Consider the following 17,864-nt stretch of genomic DNA (forward strand, 5'->3'; position numbering starts at 1 on the left):
CTTTATTTGCTTCACGTTAGTCGCGTTTAAACTAAAAACCTTTCTGTTTATCTACAAACCCTTTTTTGCTTAAAATAATCGCATTTGACCATCTTTATAGCCTTCGTGTAGATTGGTATTTAGCTTGGGGAAAACCCTGTCTTTAAAATAAGTGCGTTTAGCTAATTTCATTAAATCGTGTATTTGTTTCGCTAGGTGACCTTCACCTCTACTGCGTATACCAAAACGACTATCATTTAAAGTCCCACCATGGCACTCTGCAATCTGATGCAAAACTTTATCGGCCTTATCTGGCATAGTCTTTTTAATCCAATCGGTGAAAATTTGACCTATTGCTCCATTTAATCGCACTACAGTAAATGCAAAAGATAATGCACCGTTATCTGCAACGGCTTTAGCCAAATTTAAAACTTCATGACTATTAATCCCTGGAATTATTGGAGCCAACATCGCATTAACAGGAATACCATTTTCACTTAAAATACGAATAGTTTCCAGTCTTTTTTTAATTGTAGTGGTACGTGGTTCCAAAATGCGCCTGGTTTTTTCAGATAAAGTAGTCACCGATATGTTAACACCTATAAGATTATCCTTGGAAAGCTCCTTAAGTAATTCTAGATCGCGAAGTATTAGGGCATTTTTAGTAATTATGCCCACAGGATGTTTGTATTTTAAAAACACTTTTAAACAAGCCTGCGTTATTTTAAATTGATTTTCCGCTGGTTGATAACAATCCGTGTTTCCTGAGAGCACAATGGTTCGTGCTTGCCATCTTTTACTCCGTATTTTCTCTTCTAAAAGTAGACGAGCATTTTGCTTAATTAAAATTTTACGTTCAAAATCTAATCCAGGACTATAGCCCCAAAATTCATGTGTATTACGCGCATAGCAATAAATACACCCATGTTCGCACCCTTGATAGGGATTCATGCTATACTGCATTCCAACGTCGATACTGGTTACTTTGTTGACTATGGTTTTAGGAAAAATTGGCAGGTATTGCGTTTTGTTTTTGTCGGCCTCTTCACCTTCCAAACGGCAAAATTCCAAAAAGTCATCCCGCATTTCATAAGAGAACTCGGAAAACTTATTGGTTTTATTCTGTTGAGCGCCACGCCCTTTGATAAATTCTTCTGAATTCAATTTAATGGATTTATTCCAAAATAATGGAATAAATCCATTAAAAAGATTCATTTGATGTTAAAATTGGATTTTAGTTTCTTATTAGAAGTTTACTTTAACCAACTGTTTTTTTGTTCCGCGTTTAGCATAGAAAAGTAAATTGTCTTGAGCCTTGTTAATTAAAGGCATAGATACCATAAATGGCAATCTAGCTTCACTATCGTCAATTACTTTTTCGTAATTCATGTTACCGTCTGCGTTTAACTTAATTAGAAAAATATTTCTATTACGTCCAAGTCCTTGTTTAAAAACTATTCGCTGATCACCTAATAACTGCGGGTTTTCACTGGCAGTGCTAATAAAAAAATAAGTGTCGCTATCTTTTGTAAAAGAACAATACGAGGTATAAGCAGCATCACCTTGAGTAACTTCCGACTTATTAATATTTCGAGCCCAAACCATATCACCTTCAGCATTAAGCTTTACACTTACAATATCGTTGTAATGGTATCTATCTATTTTAACGCTTGATCCTGTTGGATCTCTTTGTATGCTAGAAGTAACAAAATACTCCTCTGCATTAAACAAAATGGTTTCATCCGAGGTCACAACAACCTCTTTAAAAACTAAATTTTTGACATCCTTTTCTTCATCACGACCAAATTTATCTAACATAAATTGCTCGGTAAATTCCTGATATTTACTCTTTTTAATCTGCATATTGCTCGGGTCAATATCAAAATAAACAATGCCATTATATCGGTTGTCTCTTCTGTTTGAGTAAAAACCAACACAAACCAATTTATTACCAACTAATAAAGGATTTAGTGCTTCAGGATATTTTCCAGGATCAACAAAGGTCTGTACTTTTCCCCCATCATTAGTTACTTGCAAAAGTTCATATTGGAATTTTCGTTCTGTAGCTTCAAAACGTTTCTTTTTAAAATATGCCTTAGCTGTTAAATACACTTCTTGTCTGTTTTTAGAAATTACAAAGTTTTCAAAGGCATAGTTTTTTTCCTCTATTTCCTCAGAAAAATCGTATTGCATTAAAGCATTTAAGCTGGTATCAAAAACGTAAATATTGTGTTTGTTGTCTTTTCCTTTTTTATGATGTGCGCTTATAGCAAAGGCAGTTTTTTCTTTATCAAATAAAACTGTAGTGGTAAACCCTGAAGAGAAATTACGGTTGTAATAATTACGATCTAGAGGTTCCTCAACCGGATCGGAATCTACAGATAGTATTTTTTGAGTTTTAAAATCAAAATTTTCATAAGAGCTTTTATGAATTAAATATTCATAAGCTTTTGAACCATAGTTATACTCCAAAAATAAAAGATATACTTGTCCGTTTTTTACAAAAGCATCTACATAATTGGCATTTTTAAGTTTGTAATTAAACTCTGAAATAAGCTCAAGATTACTGTTGTAATGCTCTATATAATACCCCTTAGGTTTAAGAATTATACCCGTGTAATAGGACCTAACTAAAATACTTCCGCCATTGCCATCGGGCGCAATAGTTAATAAATTAGAGTACTTGTATCTATCGTTAAACTTTTCTCCAAAAGAATACTTAACTGGCATTTCTTGTGCCTGAGCGTAGCATAAGAAAGCGAAAAAAAACACGACTAGAATATTATTTGTACGCATGTAAAGGTTGGTTATTTTGATTAAAAAAACAGCGGTTTATTCGAAGTTTGCTTTTCTTTTTTCTAAAAACGCTGTAGTACCTTCTTTAAAATCATTAGTACCAAAGCATTCTCCAAAAGCCTTTATTTCTTCTTTAAAACCATCTCCATTAGTACTAAAACCAGCATTTACCGCTTTTATTGCATAAGCAATCGCAACTGACGAATTATTCGATATCTTACCTGCTAATTTCTCGCACAAAGGCAATAATTCTGCTTGTGGTACTACGTAATTCACCAAACCATGGGCAAGTGCTTTTTCAGCATCGATCATACCGGCGGTCATAATCATTTCAAAAGCTATGCCTTTACCTACCAATTGCGGTAAACGTTGTGTACCACCATAACCTGGTATAACGCCTAAGGAAACTTCGGGCAAGCCCATTTTTGCATTATCACTTGCCACTCTAAAATGACAGGCCATGGCTAATTCTAATCCACCACCCAAAGCAAAGCCGTTGATAGCAGCGATGACAGGGGTTTTCATATTCTCAACAAAATTGAATAACAATTTTTGTCCTTTAGCAGCTAATTTGCCACCTTCTTTCTCTGAAAAATCTGAAAATTCTGCTATATCTGCACCTGCAACAAAGGCCTTTTCACCACTTCCGGTAATGATAATTACTTTTACAGATTTATCTTTATCTAGCGTTTTAAAAGCATCGTGTAACTCTTGAATAGTTTCACGATTTAGTGCATTTAGTTTTGTTGGGCGATTAATAGTTACTATTGTAGTTTTCCCCTCTTGAACTTGAATATTGTTGAATTTCATGATTTTATTTTTCTATGAATATACTAACAAATTTAGCAAACATTTATAGAAAACCGGCCACTACACCAAAGTAAGATTTTTGGTAGAAAACAAGACCTATTCTGCCATTAATCTAGGAAACTTTACGGTAAACACAGTCCCTTTTCCAACTTGAGAGGTAAAACCAATAGTGCCATTGTAGGTTTCGACAATGGTTTTCACCATGCCCAAACCAAGACCCATACCGCTTGATTTTGTAGTGAATTTGGGTTCAAAAATTTTGTCTTTAAATTCATCATCAATCCCCACGCCATTATCCGCCACTGAGATTTTAACGTATTTACCCTCTGACGAAACTGTAACCAAAATTCTTGGAGATGCTATATCAGGAACAGCCTGAATGGCATTTTTTACTAAATTAGTTACCACTCTAATTAATTGTGTACGGTCTAACTTGGCAATAATTTCTTCTTCATCTGCTATAAAATGAATATAACTTTCATTAAAAATATCTAAGCCTAATTTTACAATTTTTACCACATTTAAAGTCTCGTTTTGCTGCGCTGGCATTTCGGCAAAATTGGAGAATGCACCTGCAATACTACTCATGGTATCTATTTGCTGAATTAAGGTTTTGGAATATTCTGCTAACTTATTTTTAACATCTGGATCTTGAGGATCGAACTTACGTTCAAAACTCTGCACCGTTAATCGCATTGGGGTCAATGGATTTTTAATTTCGTGTGCTACTTGTTTAGCCATTTCTCGCCAAGCTTGCTCACGCTCGCTTTTAGCTAATTTTACCGCGCTAATTTCCAATTCATCAATCATGGCATTATAAGCATTTATAAGCTTCCCTATTTCTTCCGTAGGGTTCTGAACAATGATTTTCTCATTCCGTTTGGTTAAATAAGTGGCGTTCATTTTGTCAGAAATTGTCTGCAACGACCTTGTTATATATTTTGAAATTATATACGACAACAGAATGGCTATAAATAGCATAAAAAGATAAACCCCACCTAAGCGCAGTAAAAACTCTTTTAACTCATTATCATTAAACGAATTATCTTCAAAATAAGGTAAATTAAGAATCCCAATAGGTTTAAACTTACCATCGGTGATATACGTGTAAGAAGCTTGATACTTGTCGCCAGCAGTAGATTTCTCCTCCAAATAACGAGAATCAACACTCTTTGCAAGGTTGTTTAAAACCTCAGGAGACAAACACATAGAAATAGAATCTTTCTCCAGTTTAGGGCGTGAACTTTTTATTAGTCCACCTTCTAAATCATAAATATTAAAATTTACATTTAATACATCCGCAATTTGATAGATTTCGTCTTTAAATATCAATTCTAAATTCTCGGCCGTTGTTGCATAGGTTGTGCGAATTAAAGTATAACGGATATTTTCTTTGATTTGCTCTTCTTTACGCAATAAGCGATCTTCATGGTAATCTCTAGATTGTTCTCCGTATTGATAAATAGTTACTCCCGCGATTAATACCGATGCCAACAGCACCAATAATATCATGGAAACAAATATTCGCGATCTAAGGGATAGTTTTTCGAACAAGAATTTTTAATTTGAAAAATATGGGATTAAAGATAACAATAATCGAACCAAAAAAATACTCCCATCTTTTATGGAGGGTTTGAAAAACTATGCTTCCGGATTTTTATCTCTAATTCGTTTATAGAGTTTAATTCCTAGCATAAGCAAAATCCCCAAGGTAATTATTCCGACAACGCCATAAACCCAACTAAAGGCACTTTTTAAAATTACCAAGAAAACTACCGCAAAGAGTATAATAGTTGCTCCTTCATTCCAAATACGCATAAAATTGGAGGTATATTTTATGTCATCACGCTGAAGTTGCTTAAACATTTGATGATTTTTTAAGTGATATAAAATCAATAAAAAAACAAAACCAAGTTTTACATGCATCCAAGGTTGTTGTAACCATGCTGGGAATAAAATAAGTAGCCAAACGGCAAATAATGTTGCTAAAATTGCAGAAGGCCAGGTAATAATATACCACAGCCTTCTGGTCATTAATTTAAATTCTTTGGTTAAAATTTCTTTATCTGGTGATGGTTTTAATGACGCCTCAATTTGGTTAATAAATAAGCGCGGCACATAAAACAGCCCTGCAAACCATGTGATTACAAAAATTAAATGCAACGCCTTAACATACCCATAAAGCTCTCCCATTACTCTTCTACAAATAAATAATTAAGTTTTAACTGATTAAATTCCGTATTAAAATCTTGAATTTCTTTACTAATCAGCGCATCAAAAGTACTTAATTGTTCATTTATTTTCATTGTTAATTCATTTTTAACCGCAATATCTTGATCAGTTGGAGGAAAATCATCTATTCCTACCAAGCTATTTAAATGCCCCAATTTGTTGGTTAATTTTATTGGAAAATTTAAAGGATCTTGTCCACTTCTATTTTGAGTTTGATACAAAGCTTTTTCCACAGCCTCAAACTTCTCCTTCATATCTTTAGCTTTTTTCACCAAATCTTTTGTCTCAGCATTATCTTTGTATTGCTTGTTAAACGCATCTAATTGTGCCGTAATTTTTCTAATATTCTTAATTGAGTTATGCGCTTTTTCAATAGTTGTATTTACATCAGTAATAAAATCATACTGTTTTTGCATATCTGTTATTGTAGCTTCTGCCCTTGGGTCTGCAAGAATTTTAAACGTTTTAGAACTATTTGTCCCATTTACATTTAAACGCACTTGATATTCCCCTGGAACAGCTTTTGGCCCCTCTAAACTTGCCCACCAAAGAATCATTCCATCAAGTTTTTCGGCCCCTTTACCTTGAGTATCCCAAACATGTGAATTGCCTCCTTGTTTTACAGTTAACTTTTTGTCTTTTTCCTTTGCTGTATTTGAAAAAGTAGCCAACGTATCACCTATCATATTTAAGTAGGTTAAAGCAATGGAATCTTTTTCATTTACATTTTTCAAATAGAAATTAGTTACCACGCCATTTGGATGATTTTGTCCTTCGGTTTTAGATGGTTCTTTTCTTGCCCCTCCTTTGGTTCTATAGCTGTCTTTTGGTTGAAATAATACAACACTCTGGTTTTTAGTATTTGCATCTAATTGATGAAGTACCGTTAAGTCATCTATAATCCAAAGACTGCGCCCTTGTGTTGCCACTATTAAATTATCATTTTTAATGGCTAAATCTGTAATAGGAACAATAGGTAAATTCATTTGAAAAGAATCCCAATTAGCACCATCATCAAAAGATATATACATACCAGTTTCTGTGCCAGCATACAACAATCCTTTTCTTTTTGGATCTTCTCTAAGCACTCGTGTAAAATGCTCATTTTTTATGCCATTGATGATTTTGGTCCATGTTTTACCATAATCTGTAGTTTTATAAAGGTAAGGCGTAAAATCTCCTAATTTATATCGCGTTGCAGCAACATAGCACGTACCTTCATCATAAGCCGATGGTTCTATACTGTTTACCATTGACCATTCTGGCATATTCGCTGGGGTAACATTTTGCCAATTTGCGCCACCATCTTTAGAAACGTGAATTAATCCATCATCACTACCCACCCAAAGTAAGCCTTCTTTTAATGGACTTTCATTTGCAGCAAAAATAGTACAGTAATACTCCACACTGGTATTGTCTTGTGTTATTGGTCCGCCACTCGAAACTAATTTAGTTGGATCGTTTCGTGTTAAATCGCCACTTAACAGTTCCCAACTTTGACCTTCATTTTCAGAAACATGAACATGATTAGAAAAAGTATATAGTTTCTTAGGGTTATGTCTGCTAAAGATTATTGGAAAATTCCATTGAAAACGATATTTCATAGCTTCTGCACCAGCACCCATTGGATTATCTGGCCAAACATTAATGCCTCTAACCGTTTTTGTTTTATGATTTACACGGGTTAAAAATCCATCATAACTTCCACCGTAAACAATATCATTGTCATTAGGGTCTACTGCAATGTGAGCCGATTCTCCGCCTGCCGTTTCTTCCCAATCACCATCAGAAATTGCATACCCATCACTACGATGGTTAATACGTATAGTAGAATTATCTTGCTGAGCTGCATATATTCTATACGGGAACGAATTATCTGTAGTAACGCGGTAAAACTGTGCTGTTGGTTGGTTGTAATAGGTACTCCAAGTTTCGCCACCATCATTTGAAATTTGCGCTCCTCCATCATCACCTATAATCATTCTATTGCCGTTTTCAGGAGCAATCCATAAATCGTGATGATCTCCATGTGGCGCATTAAAAGTGCTAAAACTCTTTCCTCCATCTGTAGATTTGTGGTAGTTTACATTTAATACATAAACCACATCTTCATCTTCGGTATCAGCGTAAACACGCGTGTAATACCATGCTCGCTGTCTTAGTTTACGTTCATCATTAACTTGAGTCCATTTTTTACCTCCATCATCACTTCGGTACAATCCTCCTTTTTCCTTATGCTCAACTATGGCCCATAAACGTTCAGAATTTTTAGGCGAAACAGTAACACCTATAATTCCTAATGTATCTTTAGGAAAGCCTTCGTTTTTAGAAATTTCAGTCCATGTTTCTCCGCTATCCGTACTTTTCCATAATGCAGAACCATCTCCACCACTACTTAAACTATACGGCGTACGTTGCGCGCGCCATGTAGAAGCGTATAATATTCTAGGATTATTAGGGTCAAAAACTAAATCTACAGCACCTGCTTGATCATTGACAAATAATGTTTTCTTCCAATTTTTGCCACCATCTGTACTCTTGTAAACACCTCGATCTTGTGTTGGTTTATAAATATTTCCTAAAACAGCTGCATAAACAATGTCTGAATTTGTAGGGTGAATTCTTAACCTAGGAATATGTCGGCTATTATCCAGACCCATTGAAACCCACGTTTTACCAGCATTTTCACTTTTCCAAACGCCATACCCCGAAGACACATTACCACGAAGTGTTTTTTCTCCACCTCCAACATATATCACGTTTGGATCGCTTTTTGAAACTTCAATAGCGCCAATACTTCCCCCAAAAAAACCATCAGAAATATTTTCCCATTCCCGACCACCATCTATGGTTTTCCATACACCACCACCCGTAGCACCAAAATAAAATAAGTTTGGCTGATTAGGCACCCCAGTAACTGCTGCCGAACGACCTCCACGAAAAGGACCTATTAATCGGTATTCTAAACTAGAATACAGTTCCTTTTGAGGAGCTTCAGTTGCTTGATTTGATTTTTTTCTTTTTTGCGATGTAGCAGTAAATGGCAACATGGAAATTGCCAATAATAAAATACCGCCTTTGAGGTAGTTTAGTTTTTTCATGAGTTAGTTGTAATTAGTCTCCTCTAAAATAAGGTGAATTATTCTATTTTTAAAATAAAAGAATTGTAACAATTAATGATATTCAACTACTTATCTTTAAATGATAGAAATAACATCAATGCTTCCAGACAATACAACAACCACATTTTCTAATAACGATTTGATACTACTTACCAAAGCCAAACAACAAATGGAAGATATTGGTTGGGCCATGAAAGGAATTAATAGTGTTGGGAATGTGCTGCAAAACAAAATTGAACTACTCCCAGAAAAACAACAAAAATGGCTTCAGAAAATAAGTTATGATATTTTGCTAAAAGTGGTGAAGACCAATTTATTTTCCATGAAAAGTGCCAAAAAAAACACCAGTCCTTTAAACAAAACCTATAAGGCGGTGGTAACTTCGTCTGGTATTTTAGGCGGAACTTTTGGTGTTGCCGCTTTTACTGCAGATTTAGCACTAACCACTAAATTAATGATGCGTTCCATTATGGATATTGCTCGTAGTGAGGGAGAAGATTTGCAAGAACTAGATACGCAACTAGCCTGCCTACAAGTATTTGCCTTAGGAGGAAAATCTAAACATGATGACAACTTAGAAACTGGATACTACGCCACTAGAATTACACTAAACACTACCGTAAGAGGAGCAACAAAAAGTGCAAGCATAATGGTAAGTGGACTTTTAAAAGGAAGCTCAAATCCTATTATGCAAGTACTAGGAGCCGTGGCTTCAAGATTTAGCATACAAGTATCAGAAAAATTTGTTGCCCAGGCAATTCCTATTCTGGGTACTGCCGGAGGAGGTGCAATTAATCTTGCTTTTATTCATCATTTTCAGAATATGGCGCAAGCGCATTTTACCATTCGTAAATTAGAACGAACCTATGGCGAAGATGCCGTGCGGAAAGCTTATGAAGGCATTACGATTGCTTAACTTTTTAAAATTAAATCATTTTTAATTTCCTTTCGCAAATAATACCCTGTAACGATAGTTGCTAATACATCGGCTATTGGAAATGCCATCCAAACACCAATTTCATTAAAGTACAAGGGTAAAATTAAAATTAATGGTATAAAAAAGAAACCCTGCCTAGTTAATGTTAATAGCAATGCGGGAATCGCTTTGCCAATAGCCTGAAAATATGCAGCGCCTATTAATTGTAATGCAATAATTGGTGTCGCCGCAAATACCAATCGCATCGCAAATGGTGTATGCTCCAAAACATACGTATTTATCGCTAATTCATTAGCTGAAATACCTTCTTTTGAGCTCAAAAACAAAGAGGCAATTTCTTCTGGAAAAATCATCAAGCCAATAAACACAATGGTTGCTATTATTGCAGCATATTTTATTGCTGTATTAATACTTTCTCGTACCCTTTGGTATTTTTCGGCTCCATAATTATATCCTGCTATTGGAAGAAAACCTTGGGTGACACCAAAAACTGGAAACAAAGCGAACATGAGCATTCTTCCAATAATGGCATATACAGCAACCATCGCTTCACCGCCCAGACCGAACAGTATATTATTCATTAGTAAATAAACTATACTTGTAGTGGCCTGCCTTGCCATTGTCACAAAACCTAGAGAACTTATTTCTTTTAAAATAGATAAGTCAAACCGCAAATGAGATAAGTTTATTTTTAGTTCTGAATTTTTAGAAATAAAGAAATATAAAATATATCCAAAACATAAAACATACCCTATTGTAGTAGCCCAAGCAGCTCCAGCCATTCCCCAATCAAAAATATATATGAAAATATAATCCATTATAAGATTTCCAACTGAAGGAATAATCATAGCGATCATGGCGAATTTTGGTTTGCCTTCCGCTCGTATAACGGTGTTTCCCATCATGCAAAGAGCGAGAAATGGAACTCCATACAAAACAATAGTATAATAAATTTTAGCAGGTTCAAAAATTCTACCTTTTCCACCAAAAGCAGGTATAATACTATCCACATACACCAGTCCTAAAACTGCCATTGCAATAGTAATGGCTAGTGTTAGCGCTAATTGATTACCAAATGTTTTTAATGCTTTTTCGTGATTATTTGCCCCTAAGGCTCTTGATATAATACTCGATCCGCCAATACCAACAGACATACCTAATGCGCCTATAAAGAAAGAAACGGGCAAAACAACGTTAATTGCAGCTATCGCAATAGAACCTATCCAGTTTCCTACAAAAATGGAATCTACTAGAATATTAAGGGACATGACCAGTATGCCTATAGAAGCTGGAACAGCTTGCTTTATAAGCAATTTACTAATAGCCTCTGAACCTAAGTGGTTCATAGAAACTTTTGTCATTACGCCGGCAATTTTTCAGAAGCATCCCAATCTTTAATCCAATCGGCCATTACTTGCACCCAAGCATCATTATCATTTAAGCATGGAATATGTATGTAATCTTCACCGCCAGCTTCTTGAAATTGATGCTTTCCTTCCATAGCAATTTCTTCTAAAGTCTCTAGACAATCCGATACAAAAGCGGGAGTAATTACGGCTAGTTTCTTCTTTCCTTCTTTTGGAAAACGTTCAAATTCAAAATCGGTATAAGGTTTTAGCCAAGGATCATTTGGCAATCTTGATTGGAATGATAAACTTACTTTATCTTCTGGAAGTTGTAAAAATGCTTTAATTCTTTCGGTCATTTCATAACATTGATGACGATAACACGTATGATGCGCAACAGAATTGGTTGAGCAACAATTTCCATCTATTTTACAATGGAATTTTGTGGGATCGGACTTACGGATATGCCTTTCTGGAATACCATGATATGAAAATAAAATATGATCGTAATCAAAATTCTTTAAGCCTTCAGCTATACTTTCAGAAAGTACTTTTATATACTCTGGGTTTTTATAAAATGGCGGAAGCGTAGTAATCTTAATGTTTGAGAAGAATTCATCCTTTACTTCCATTGCTTTTACCACAACAGTTTCAAACGATGACATGGCGTAATGCGGATATAAAGGCACCAATAGAACATCATCTACACCTTTATCTTTTAATTCTTGTAGTGCATTTTTTATCGTCATTTTACCATAACGCATGCCTAAAGCTACAGGCAAGTTGGTTTGTTGGCGCACTTTGTTCGTAAATCGTTCTGAAATCACCACTAACGGAGAACCTTCTTCCCACCAAATTTTAGCATAAGCTTCGGCAGATTTTTTAGGACGTGTTTGAAGAATAATTCCTCTTACAATTATATTTCTTAAAACTTTATTTACATCAATCACGCGTTCATCCATTAAAAACTCGTCTAAATACGGTTTTACATCTTTAGCAGTTGGACTTTCAGGGGAACCAAGATTAACTAATAAAACTCCTTTCATAAGTGTTTAAATTTTCTTTTTCAACTACAAAAATAAGACATGCGGAATTTATAATCTTTAAAAGCAGCAATTAGTTTATTTATGATTGAATAGTTAAATTCAATATTCCATTAAAAAAGGTACCTAAAAGCTAACTTTTCTACTTTACCTATTTTCTAGTCGCGCTTAATTCAGTAGAAAAGAACACATTTTATGATTAAATTATAGCCTTCATATTTGAAAAAAATCGATATTTAAAAAATACATTTACATTGCAACCGTTATAGAAACTAAAACCAAGGTTTCCCAAACGAATTTCAAACCCAAAACCGCTAATGAGATTATTCTTTACTGTTATCCTAATCTTTGCCATTACGCAAACAAACGCACAAGAAAAAAATAGCCTTCTTTGGGAAATATCTGGAAATGGATTAAATCAAAGTTCTTATCTCTATGGCACCATGCATGTCAGCAAGAAAATCGCCTTTCGTTTAGACGATGTGTTTTATGAAGCTTTAGAAAAAAGTGAAGTAATTGCTTTAGAATCTGACCCAAATACATGGTTAGATAGTGATGACGCTATGGGTTTTGGCTATGGGGAAAGCTTTATGACTAAGGGGTTTTATTCTCGTGCATTTTCTGTTGCTAACCCAAAAAAAGAAGAAATAGCTGCATACCTAGGTTTTGAAGATCAAATGATTAATAGTATTCTTTATCGTACCAATGAATACTCTCAAAATTTTGAAGAAGACACCTATCTAGATATGTTTATTTACCAAGCTGGTAAAAAATACGGCAAACCTATTGTTGCTTTAGAAGATATTGAAGAATCTACCGCGCTTGTAGGGCGTGCAAGTTTTAACAGCACTAGAGAAAAACCCGCTGAATGGTTGCAAAAAAAGATGCAACAACAGGACCCGTTACAGTTGTTGCAAGATGCGTATAGAGAGCGCAATATAAATTTATTAGATTCTTTAGACCAAGGGATGTATACGGAGCATTACTTAAAAAACATGTTGTATATCCGAAACCAGAATATGGTTACCAAACTAGACTCTGTAATGCAACATTCCAAAGTGTTTTGTGGAATTGGCGCTGCTCATTTACCAGGAAAAAATGGTGTAATTGCGTTATTACGAGCTAAAGGCTATACCGTTAAAGCTCTTACCTCTAAAACCACCAATAAAGGAACAGAATTAAAGGAAAAGTTTGAGGGGAAAGTAAAAGAAAACAATTATAACAGAGAATCTGTTGATGACAATTTTTTCTCGTTGTTGTTACCCAATAAATTGTATCCTATTGCGGAATTTTCGAACACATTTTACATTTCGCCAGATCTTGCCAATGGTAGTTTTTTTACGGCAAACCGTATTCCAACGTACGCCTTTTTGAAAAAAGATGATGTGTATACCCTAGATGCTATAGATAATTTATTATTTGAAAATATTCCTGGTAAGATTATCGAAAAAACTAGAATTGCCAGAAATGGCCATGAAGGTATAGACATTAAAAATCTGCTTAAAAATGGTGAATACCAACGGTATCAAATTTACATAACCCCTTTAGAAATTATTATCTTTAAAATGGGCGGGCATGACACTTTTGTTAGTCAGTACTCCGATACCATTTTTAATAGTATTCAATTTAAATCTACAACGGATAAACTGGAATCTGTTACATCTAGCTATGAAGATTTTGAAGTAGATTTTCCTTCAAACTATACTTTTACAAACAAATCTAGAAGCGGAAATAGAATTATTCAAAGCTACGATTCTACAGATAATACCTATCGGTTTTTAAAAAAAGTAACACTACATGATTATAATTTTATTGAAGAAGACACTTTTGAACTAAAACAAATACAAGTAAAATTCTACAAAAGTTTAAAACTAAAAGGGAATTATAATGATTTTAAAAACAATAGCTTAAGATCCTTTGCTAAAATCGATACTTTAAGTGCTAAAAAACTACATTTATATACCAATTTAAAAGGTGAAGATTATTACTTATTAGGTATAGTCTCGGAAACCGATGAAAAAGCGGATGCGTATTTCAACTCGTTTAAAATAAAAACACCTCAGTATAATGAAAGCTTTAGTGTTGTAAAAGATACCGCACTGTTTTTTTCTACAGTCTCTTCTGTAAAGCCCCCAAAGTTTGTTGTAAACAGCAACACTTACAGCAAAAAAGATGAAAAATCATATAATGGCTATACTAAGAAAACGGTGTATCAAAATAAAAATAACGAAGCTGTTGCCGTGCAACTAAACAAATCGCACGACCTTTTGATGTTCCCTAGCATAGATTCTATCTGGACTTTGCGTAAAAAACTCTATGCCAATAAAAAATTTCAAATAAAGAATGAAAGCCAAAATACCACACCCGAAGGTGTTGAGGAGCTTCAGATAACACTTACCGATACAGCAAGCACTAGAGGTATTTTAATTAAAAATGTGCTTAAAGATGGTCTGTTGTACGAAATTAAGGCGGTTATTGACACCGTTAACAAACCAAGTAGGTTTGTAATGGAGTTTTTCGATAATTTTAAACCCTTAGACACCACTATTAGCAAAAGTATTCTGGTGGATAAGACTAGTGAATTTTTTAAAGCTTTAAAAGCCAATGATAGCATTGTTATAAATGGATATCAGTTTATTAATTTCAATAAAAAACATATAGATTCGTTGAAGTATTACATTTCGGAATTTGAGTTTAAAGAAAATCAAAAAAACATTCAAAGCTACCTAATACAGCGTTTAGCGCAGATTGATGATTCCGAAACCATAGATTTTTACACCTCTTTTTATCAAGAATCTTATAACAACTCCTCTGCGCAAACAAAAATTCTGCAAGCCATATCTAAAAAAGAAACTCAAGCTTCGGTTAAGCAACTTTTAGATCTTATGTCTAAAGATTTGCCATTAGTTTCGAGCAGTTTCGAAATCTATCAGATTTTTAAACCTTACATGGACAGTCTTCCATTGGCAAAAAAATTATATCCAGAAATTTTAGATTACAGCGCTATTGAAGAATATAAATCGCCGATATTTTCGTTGTTGGCTAAATTAAAATCAGAAGGCTTAGTAAAAGCAACTAGTTACAGAAAGTATCGCAAGCAAATGCTGAATGATGCTAAAATTCAATTAAAGAGAGAACTCGGCAAAACTTCTAAGCAAAATAACTATCTGTACAATAACTTTTCAGTAAATAAAAAAGCATCTGTTTTAGAAGATTATATTCAACTATTACACCCTTTTATTAATGAAAAAGAGGTGCAAGTATTCTTTAAGAAATTAGACTTGTTAAAAGACCCTAATATTCAAACTACCAAAGCAGCATTATTAGCATCTTCTGAAGCTACCATAAATATTACAGAATTAAACGAGTTAGCAGCCGATATTAATACTAGAAACTTATTATTTCAAAAATTAAAAGAAGCCAATAAACTAAATCAGTTTCCTTCGGAATACAAAACTCAAAAACAACTTGCAGAAGCACAGTTGTTTGATCGTAAAAATTATGATAAAGAACAAGATTCAATTGCTTTTGTAATATCAAAAACCATTACCTATCGCGATAAAAAATACAACGGTTATGTGTTTAAGTACAGGGATGGCGGTGATTATGACAAAAATTTTAAAATGTACTTAGCGGTATATGAAGATACAAAACCTTTAAAATCTAAACCGTTTTATAACAACAGTGGATTTAGAATAGAAGACACAGATACCGATGATGAAGTTTTAGATATGGTTATTGAAGAATTTATGCTAAAAGACCGCGAACGCGCTGAAGTTACTCGAGAAAATCAAGGACTCGATTTTGGGTATTATGATTATTAAAATAATACATGTCAAGTGTTTTTGCGTTATCCTCCCAAGTCCCAAACTAAGACTTTTATATATTAAGATTTGGCTTCTTATATACAACAACAATACCTACTCCACACTATCCAAAACTACTTCCACAGGTTTCGCCTTTTGAATAGAATCCACAAGTATTATGGTATCTCTGGGTACATCCGTTTTTAACCTGTTTGGATACAAATCATCATCGGTTAGTCTTTCCGATGCTTTCCAGGTTTCCCCTAACTGATTTAAAATGGTACTCGTCCATCGAGATGGATGTTTAGCATCTATCCAAATAACATCGCGGTATTCTGCATCAACCAATGCTAAATCTGGAGTTGCAGCTCCATCAAACTTTTTACTATCCTCTTTTACTGCAGCAATAGTTCCAATAACAAACATGCGTTTACGCCCTGCGATTTTTTTAATAAAAGGCCTGAATTCAACTGGTTTATTAGCAGACCAATCGTATTCTTTTCGCGATTCTATTACTTTTAAAGGCATGGCAGACACACCGGCCATCCCCTCTTTTCTTGCGGCATGATTATAATAATACAATTTCTCTGAGCCGTCTGCAGGAATCATAACACTAAATGCCAAACTGGTGCGCTCGTCGCCTATTGGTTCCAAACCAAACCAATGGTACAAACCATTATATGCATTGGTTTTCATGCCTGTAAAATCAAAATCGGTTACGTAAGGTTGTTGATTTTGATCCTCGGGAAGATCGGGTATCTTAACCGCTGTTTTCACATTCCATGGCAAAGGATCTGTAAATCCGCCTAAAAACTGTAAAGACTGCGCTTCTAATCTCGATATTTCTTCCGCTAAAGTATTCTGACGTGTTAAATAAGGATGATTTTTAATCTCGGAAGGCGGAATATACGTTCCCTTTCCTATGGTTACACGTTCTACATAATCCGACAAATTGTGCTCCCCAGCATCAATCACCATAACACCTCCATAGGTAGGATAAGGAAAGAAAAATCCCTTCCATTTTATTAAACTTACTACCTGCACCCACTTGTCTTCGTCATTTTTCATATAAAAAACATCACTAGGCTCTAAAGTAAAAAGTTGCAAAATATTAAAACGTTGTACCACGGCATTGTACGTATTTCTACTAAACGCTAAAGACTCCCCGATTGAAAAGGTAATCGGAATTCTATTCTCTTTGGAAAAGCGTGGAAATGGCGAAGTACTTTCTACTGTAAAAAGCTCTTCGGTATTATCATTCATACGCTGCCAATTGTATTCTTTAGCAGGTTGCACCGCCATGGTCCATTGGTTGGTACTATCTACACGAACTAATTGCGGCAAGGAGACTTCTTGCGTTTCCCCAACAGACTCATAAGCCATTGTTACAATATTATTAAATGGCTGAATTCGTTCGTTTTGCGTTAAAGGCAGCTCATCTAATTCTTCAATATTTAAATTTTTGTAAACATTATACGTTTGCATGTATTGGTAAAGCTCCAATTTCCAGCCGAAAAACCACAATACACCAAAAACCAAAACAATTCCTAAGAGAATCAGCACACGTTTTCCAGCACTCAATGCGTTTCTAAATCGAGAAAGCATGAACCACAGGAATAAACCCCCTAACAGTAGTAAGAAAATAAACTTTCTTAAAAATAATAATACAGGTTGATAATCATCACGCAAAAAGAAAAGTAGCAGCACAAGAATAATCGCGCCTATAATTACATTTCTTTTTTGTCTGGTACCTTTATTCCAATAGTTCTTTATCATTGTTTGCTATTTAGAAA

At 34.5% G+C, this 17,864-nt stretch carries 11 protein-coding genes; 2 read left to right on the forward strand and 9 right to left on the reverse strand.

Annotation, left to right across the window (positions count from 1 at the left end):
* Positions 1–69: 69 nt before the first annotated feature.
* The 6 genes from B8963_RS03215 to B8963_RS03240 form a co-directional block, all read right to left on the reverse strand.
* Positions 70–1,194: a PA0069 family radical SAM protein gene (locus B8963_RS03215; protein ID WP_084059955.1), complete on the reverse strand. Its 1,125-nt coding sequence runs from the start codon at positions 1,192–1,194 to the stop codon at positions 70–72.
* A 30-nt stretch (positions 1,195–1,224) separates the two neighbouring features.
* On the reverse strand, positions 1,225–2,775 hold the full coding sequence (locus B8963_RS03220; protein ID WP_084059956.1) for a hypothetical protein: 1,551 nt from the start codon (positions 2,773–2,775) through the stop codon (positions 1,225–1,227).
* A 36-nt stretch (positions 2,776–2,811) separates the two neighbouring features.
* Positions 2,812–3,585: an enoyl-CoA hydratase/isomerase family protein gene (locus B8963_RS03225; protein ID WP_084059957.1), complete on the reverse strand. Its 774-nt coding sequence runs from the start codon at positions 3,583–3,585 to the stop codon at positions 2,812–2,814.
* 96 nt (positions 3,586–3,681) lie between these two features.
* Positions 3,682–5,097: a sensor histidine kinase gene (locus B8963_RS03230; protein ID WP_084059958.1), complete on the reverse strand. Its 1,416-nt coding sequence runs from the start codon at positions 5,095–5,097 to the stop codon at positions 3,682–3,684.
* A 129-nt stretch (positions 5,098–5,226) separates the two neighbouring features.
* The gene (locus B8963_RS03235; RefSeq protein ID WP_084059959.1) at positions 5,227–5,778 is read right to left on the reverse strand and encodes a CopD family protein; all 552 of its coding nucleotides are present in this window, start codon (positions 5,776–5,778) and stop codon (positions 5,227–5,229) included.
* On the reverse strand, positions 5,778–8,918 hold the full coding sequence (locus B8963_RS03240; protein WP_084059960.1) for a WD40/YVTN/BNR-like repeat-containing protein: 3,141 nt from the start codon (positions 8,916–8,918) through the stop codon (positions 5,778–5,780). Before B8963_RS03240 ends, B8963_RS03235 begins: the two co-directional genes overlap by 1 nt.
* A 100-nt stretch (positions 8,919–9,018) precedes the next feature.
* On the opposite strand from B8963_RS03240, the gene B8963_RS03245 reads away from it, so the two are divergent.
* Entirely contained in the window at positions 9,019–9,855 is an 837-nt protein-coding gene (locus B8963_RS03245) for an EcsC family protein (protein WP_234989601.1), read from the forward strand.
* On the opposite strand, the gene B8963_RS03250 is transcribed toward B8963_RS03245, so the two are convergent.
* Together B8963_RS03250 and hemH are read right to left on the reverse strand one after the other, a co-directional pair.
* A complete protein-coding gene (locus B8963_RS03250; protein ID WP_084059961.1) occupies positions 9,852–11,237 on the reverse strand; it encodes an MATE family efflux transporter in 1,386 nt (461 codons plus the stop codon). The genes B8963_RS03245 and B8963_RS03250 overlap by 4 nt on opposite strands.
* Positions 11,237–12,268, reverse strand: coding sequence for a ferrochelatase (hemH, locus tag B8963_RS03255; RefSeq protein WP_084059962.1), 1,032 nt, complete (start codon positions 12,266–12,268; stop codon positions 11,237–11,239). The genes B8963_RS03250 and hemH overlap by 1 nt, the downstream gene beginning before the upstream one ends.
* A gap of 314 nt (positions 12,269–12,582) precedes the next feature.
* Between hemH and B8963_RS03260 the strand changes: the two genes are divergently transcribed.
* Positions 12,583–16,089 carry a TraB/GumN family protein gene (locus B8963_RS03260; protein WP_084059963.1) on the forward strand — a complete coding sequence of 1,169 codons (3,507 nt, stop codon included), beginning with the start codon at positions 12,583–12,585 and terminating at the stop codon, positions 16,087–16,089.
* Between the two features lie 96 nt (positions 16,090–16,185).
* Here B8963_RS03260 and B8963_RS03265 read toward each other — a convergent pair whose 3' ends face one another.
* Positions 16,186–17,847, reverse strand: a complete 1,662-nt coding sequence (locus B8963_RS03265) for a hypothetical protein (RefSeq protein ID WP_084059964.1) — start codon at positions 17,845–17,847, stop codon at positions 16,186–16,188.
* Positions 17,848–17,864 lie beyond the last annotated feature (17 nt).

Origin of the sequence: Cellulophaga tyrosinoxydans, assembly GCF_900176415.1 — a bacterium.
GTDB lineage: Bacteria > Bacteroidota > Bacteroidia > Flavobacteriales > Flavobacteriaceae > Cellulophaga > Cellulophaga tyrosinoxydans.

Coding starts and splice junctions, on each gene's coding strand:
- B8963_RS03240 (WP_084059960.1), bottom strand. CDS start 8,918: ATGAAAAAACTAAACTACCTCAAAGGCGGTATTTTATTATTGGCAATT.
- B8963_RS03215 (WP_084059955.1), bottom strand. CDS start 1,194: ATGAATCTTTTTAATGGATTTATTCCATTATTTTGGAATAAATCCATT.
- B8963_RS03235 (WP_084059959.1), bottom strand. CDS start 5,778: ATGGGAGAGCTTTATGGGTATGTTAAGGCGTTGCATTTAATTTTTGTA.
- B8963_RS03230 (WP_084059958.1), bottom strand. CDS start 5,097: ATGATATTATTGGTGCTGTTGGCATCGGTATTAATCGCGGGAGTAACT.
- B8963_RS03245 (WP_234989601.1), top strand. CDS start 9,019: ATGATAGAAATAACATCAATGCTTCCAGACAATACAACAACCACATTT.
- B8963_RS03220 (WP_084059956.1), bottom strand. CDS start 2,775: ATGCGTACAAATAATATTCTAGTCGTGTTTTTTTTCGCTTTCTTATGC.
- B8963_RS03250 (WP_084059961.1), bottom strand. CDS start 11,237: ATGACAAAAGTTTCTATGAACCACTTAGGTTCAGAGGCTATTAGTAAA.
- B8963_RS03225 (WP_084059957.1), bottom strand. CDS start 3,585: ATGAAATTCAACAATATTCAAGTTCAAGAGGGGAAAACTACAATAGTA.
- hemH (WP_084059962.1), bottom strand. CDS start 12,268: ATGAAAGGAGTTTTATTAGTTAATCTTGGTTCCCCTGAAAGTCCAACT.
- B8963_RS03260 (WP_084059963.1), top strand. CDS start 12,583: ATGAGATTATTCTTTACTGTTATCCTAATCTTTGCCATTACGCAAACA.
- B8963_RS03265 (WP_084059964.1), bottom strand. CDS start 17,847: ATGATAAAGAACTATTGGAATAAAGGTACCAGACAAAAAAGAAATGTA.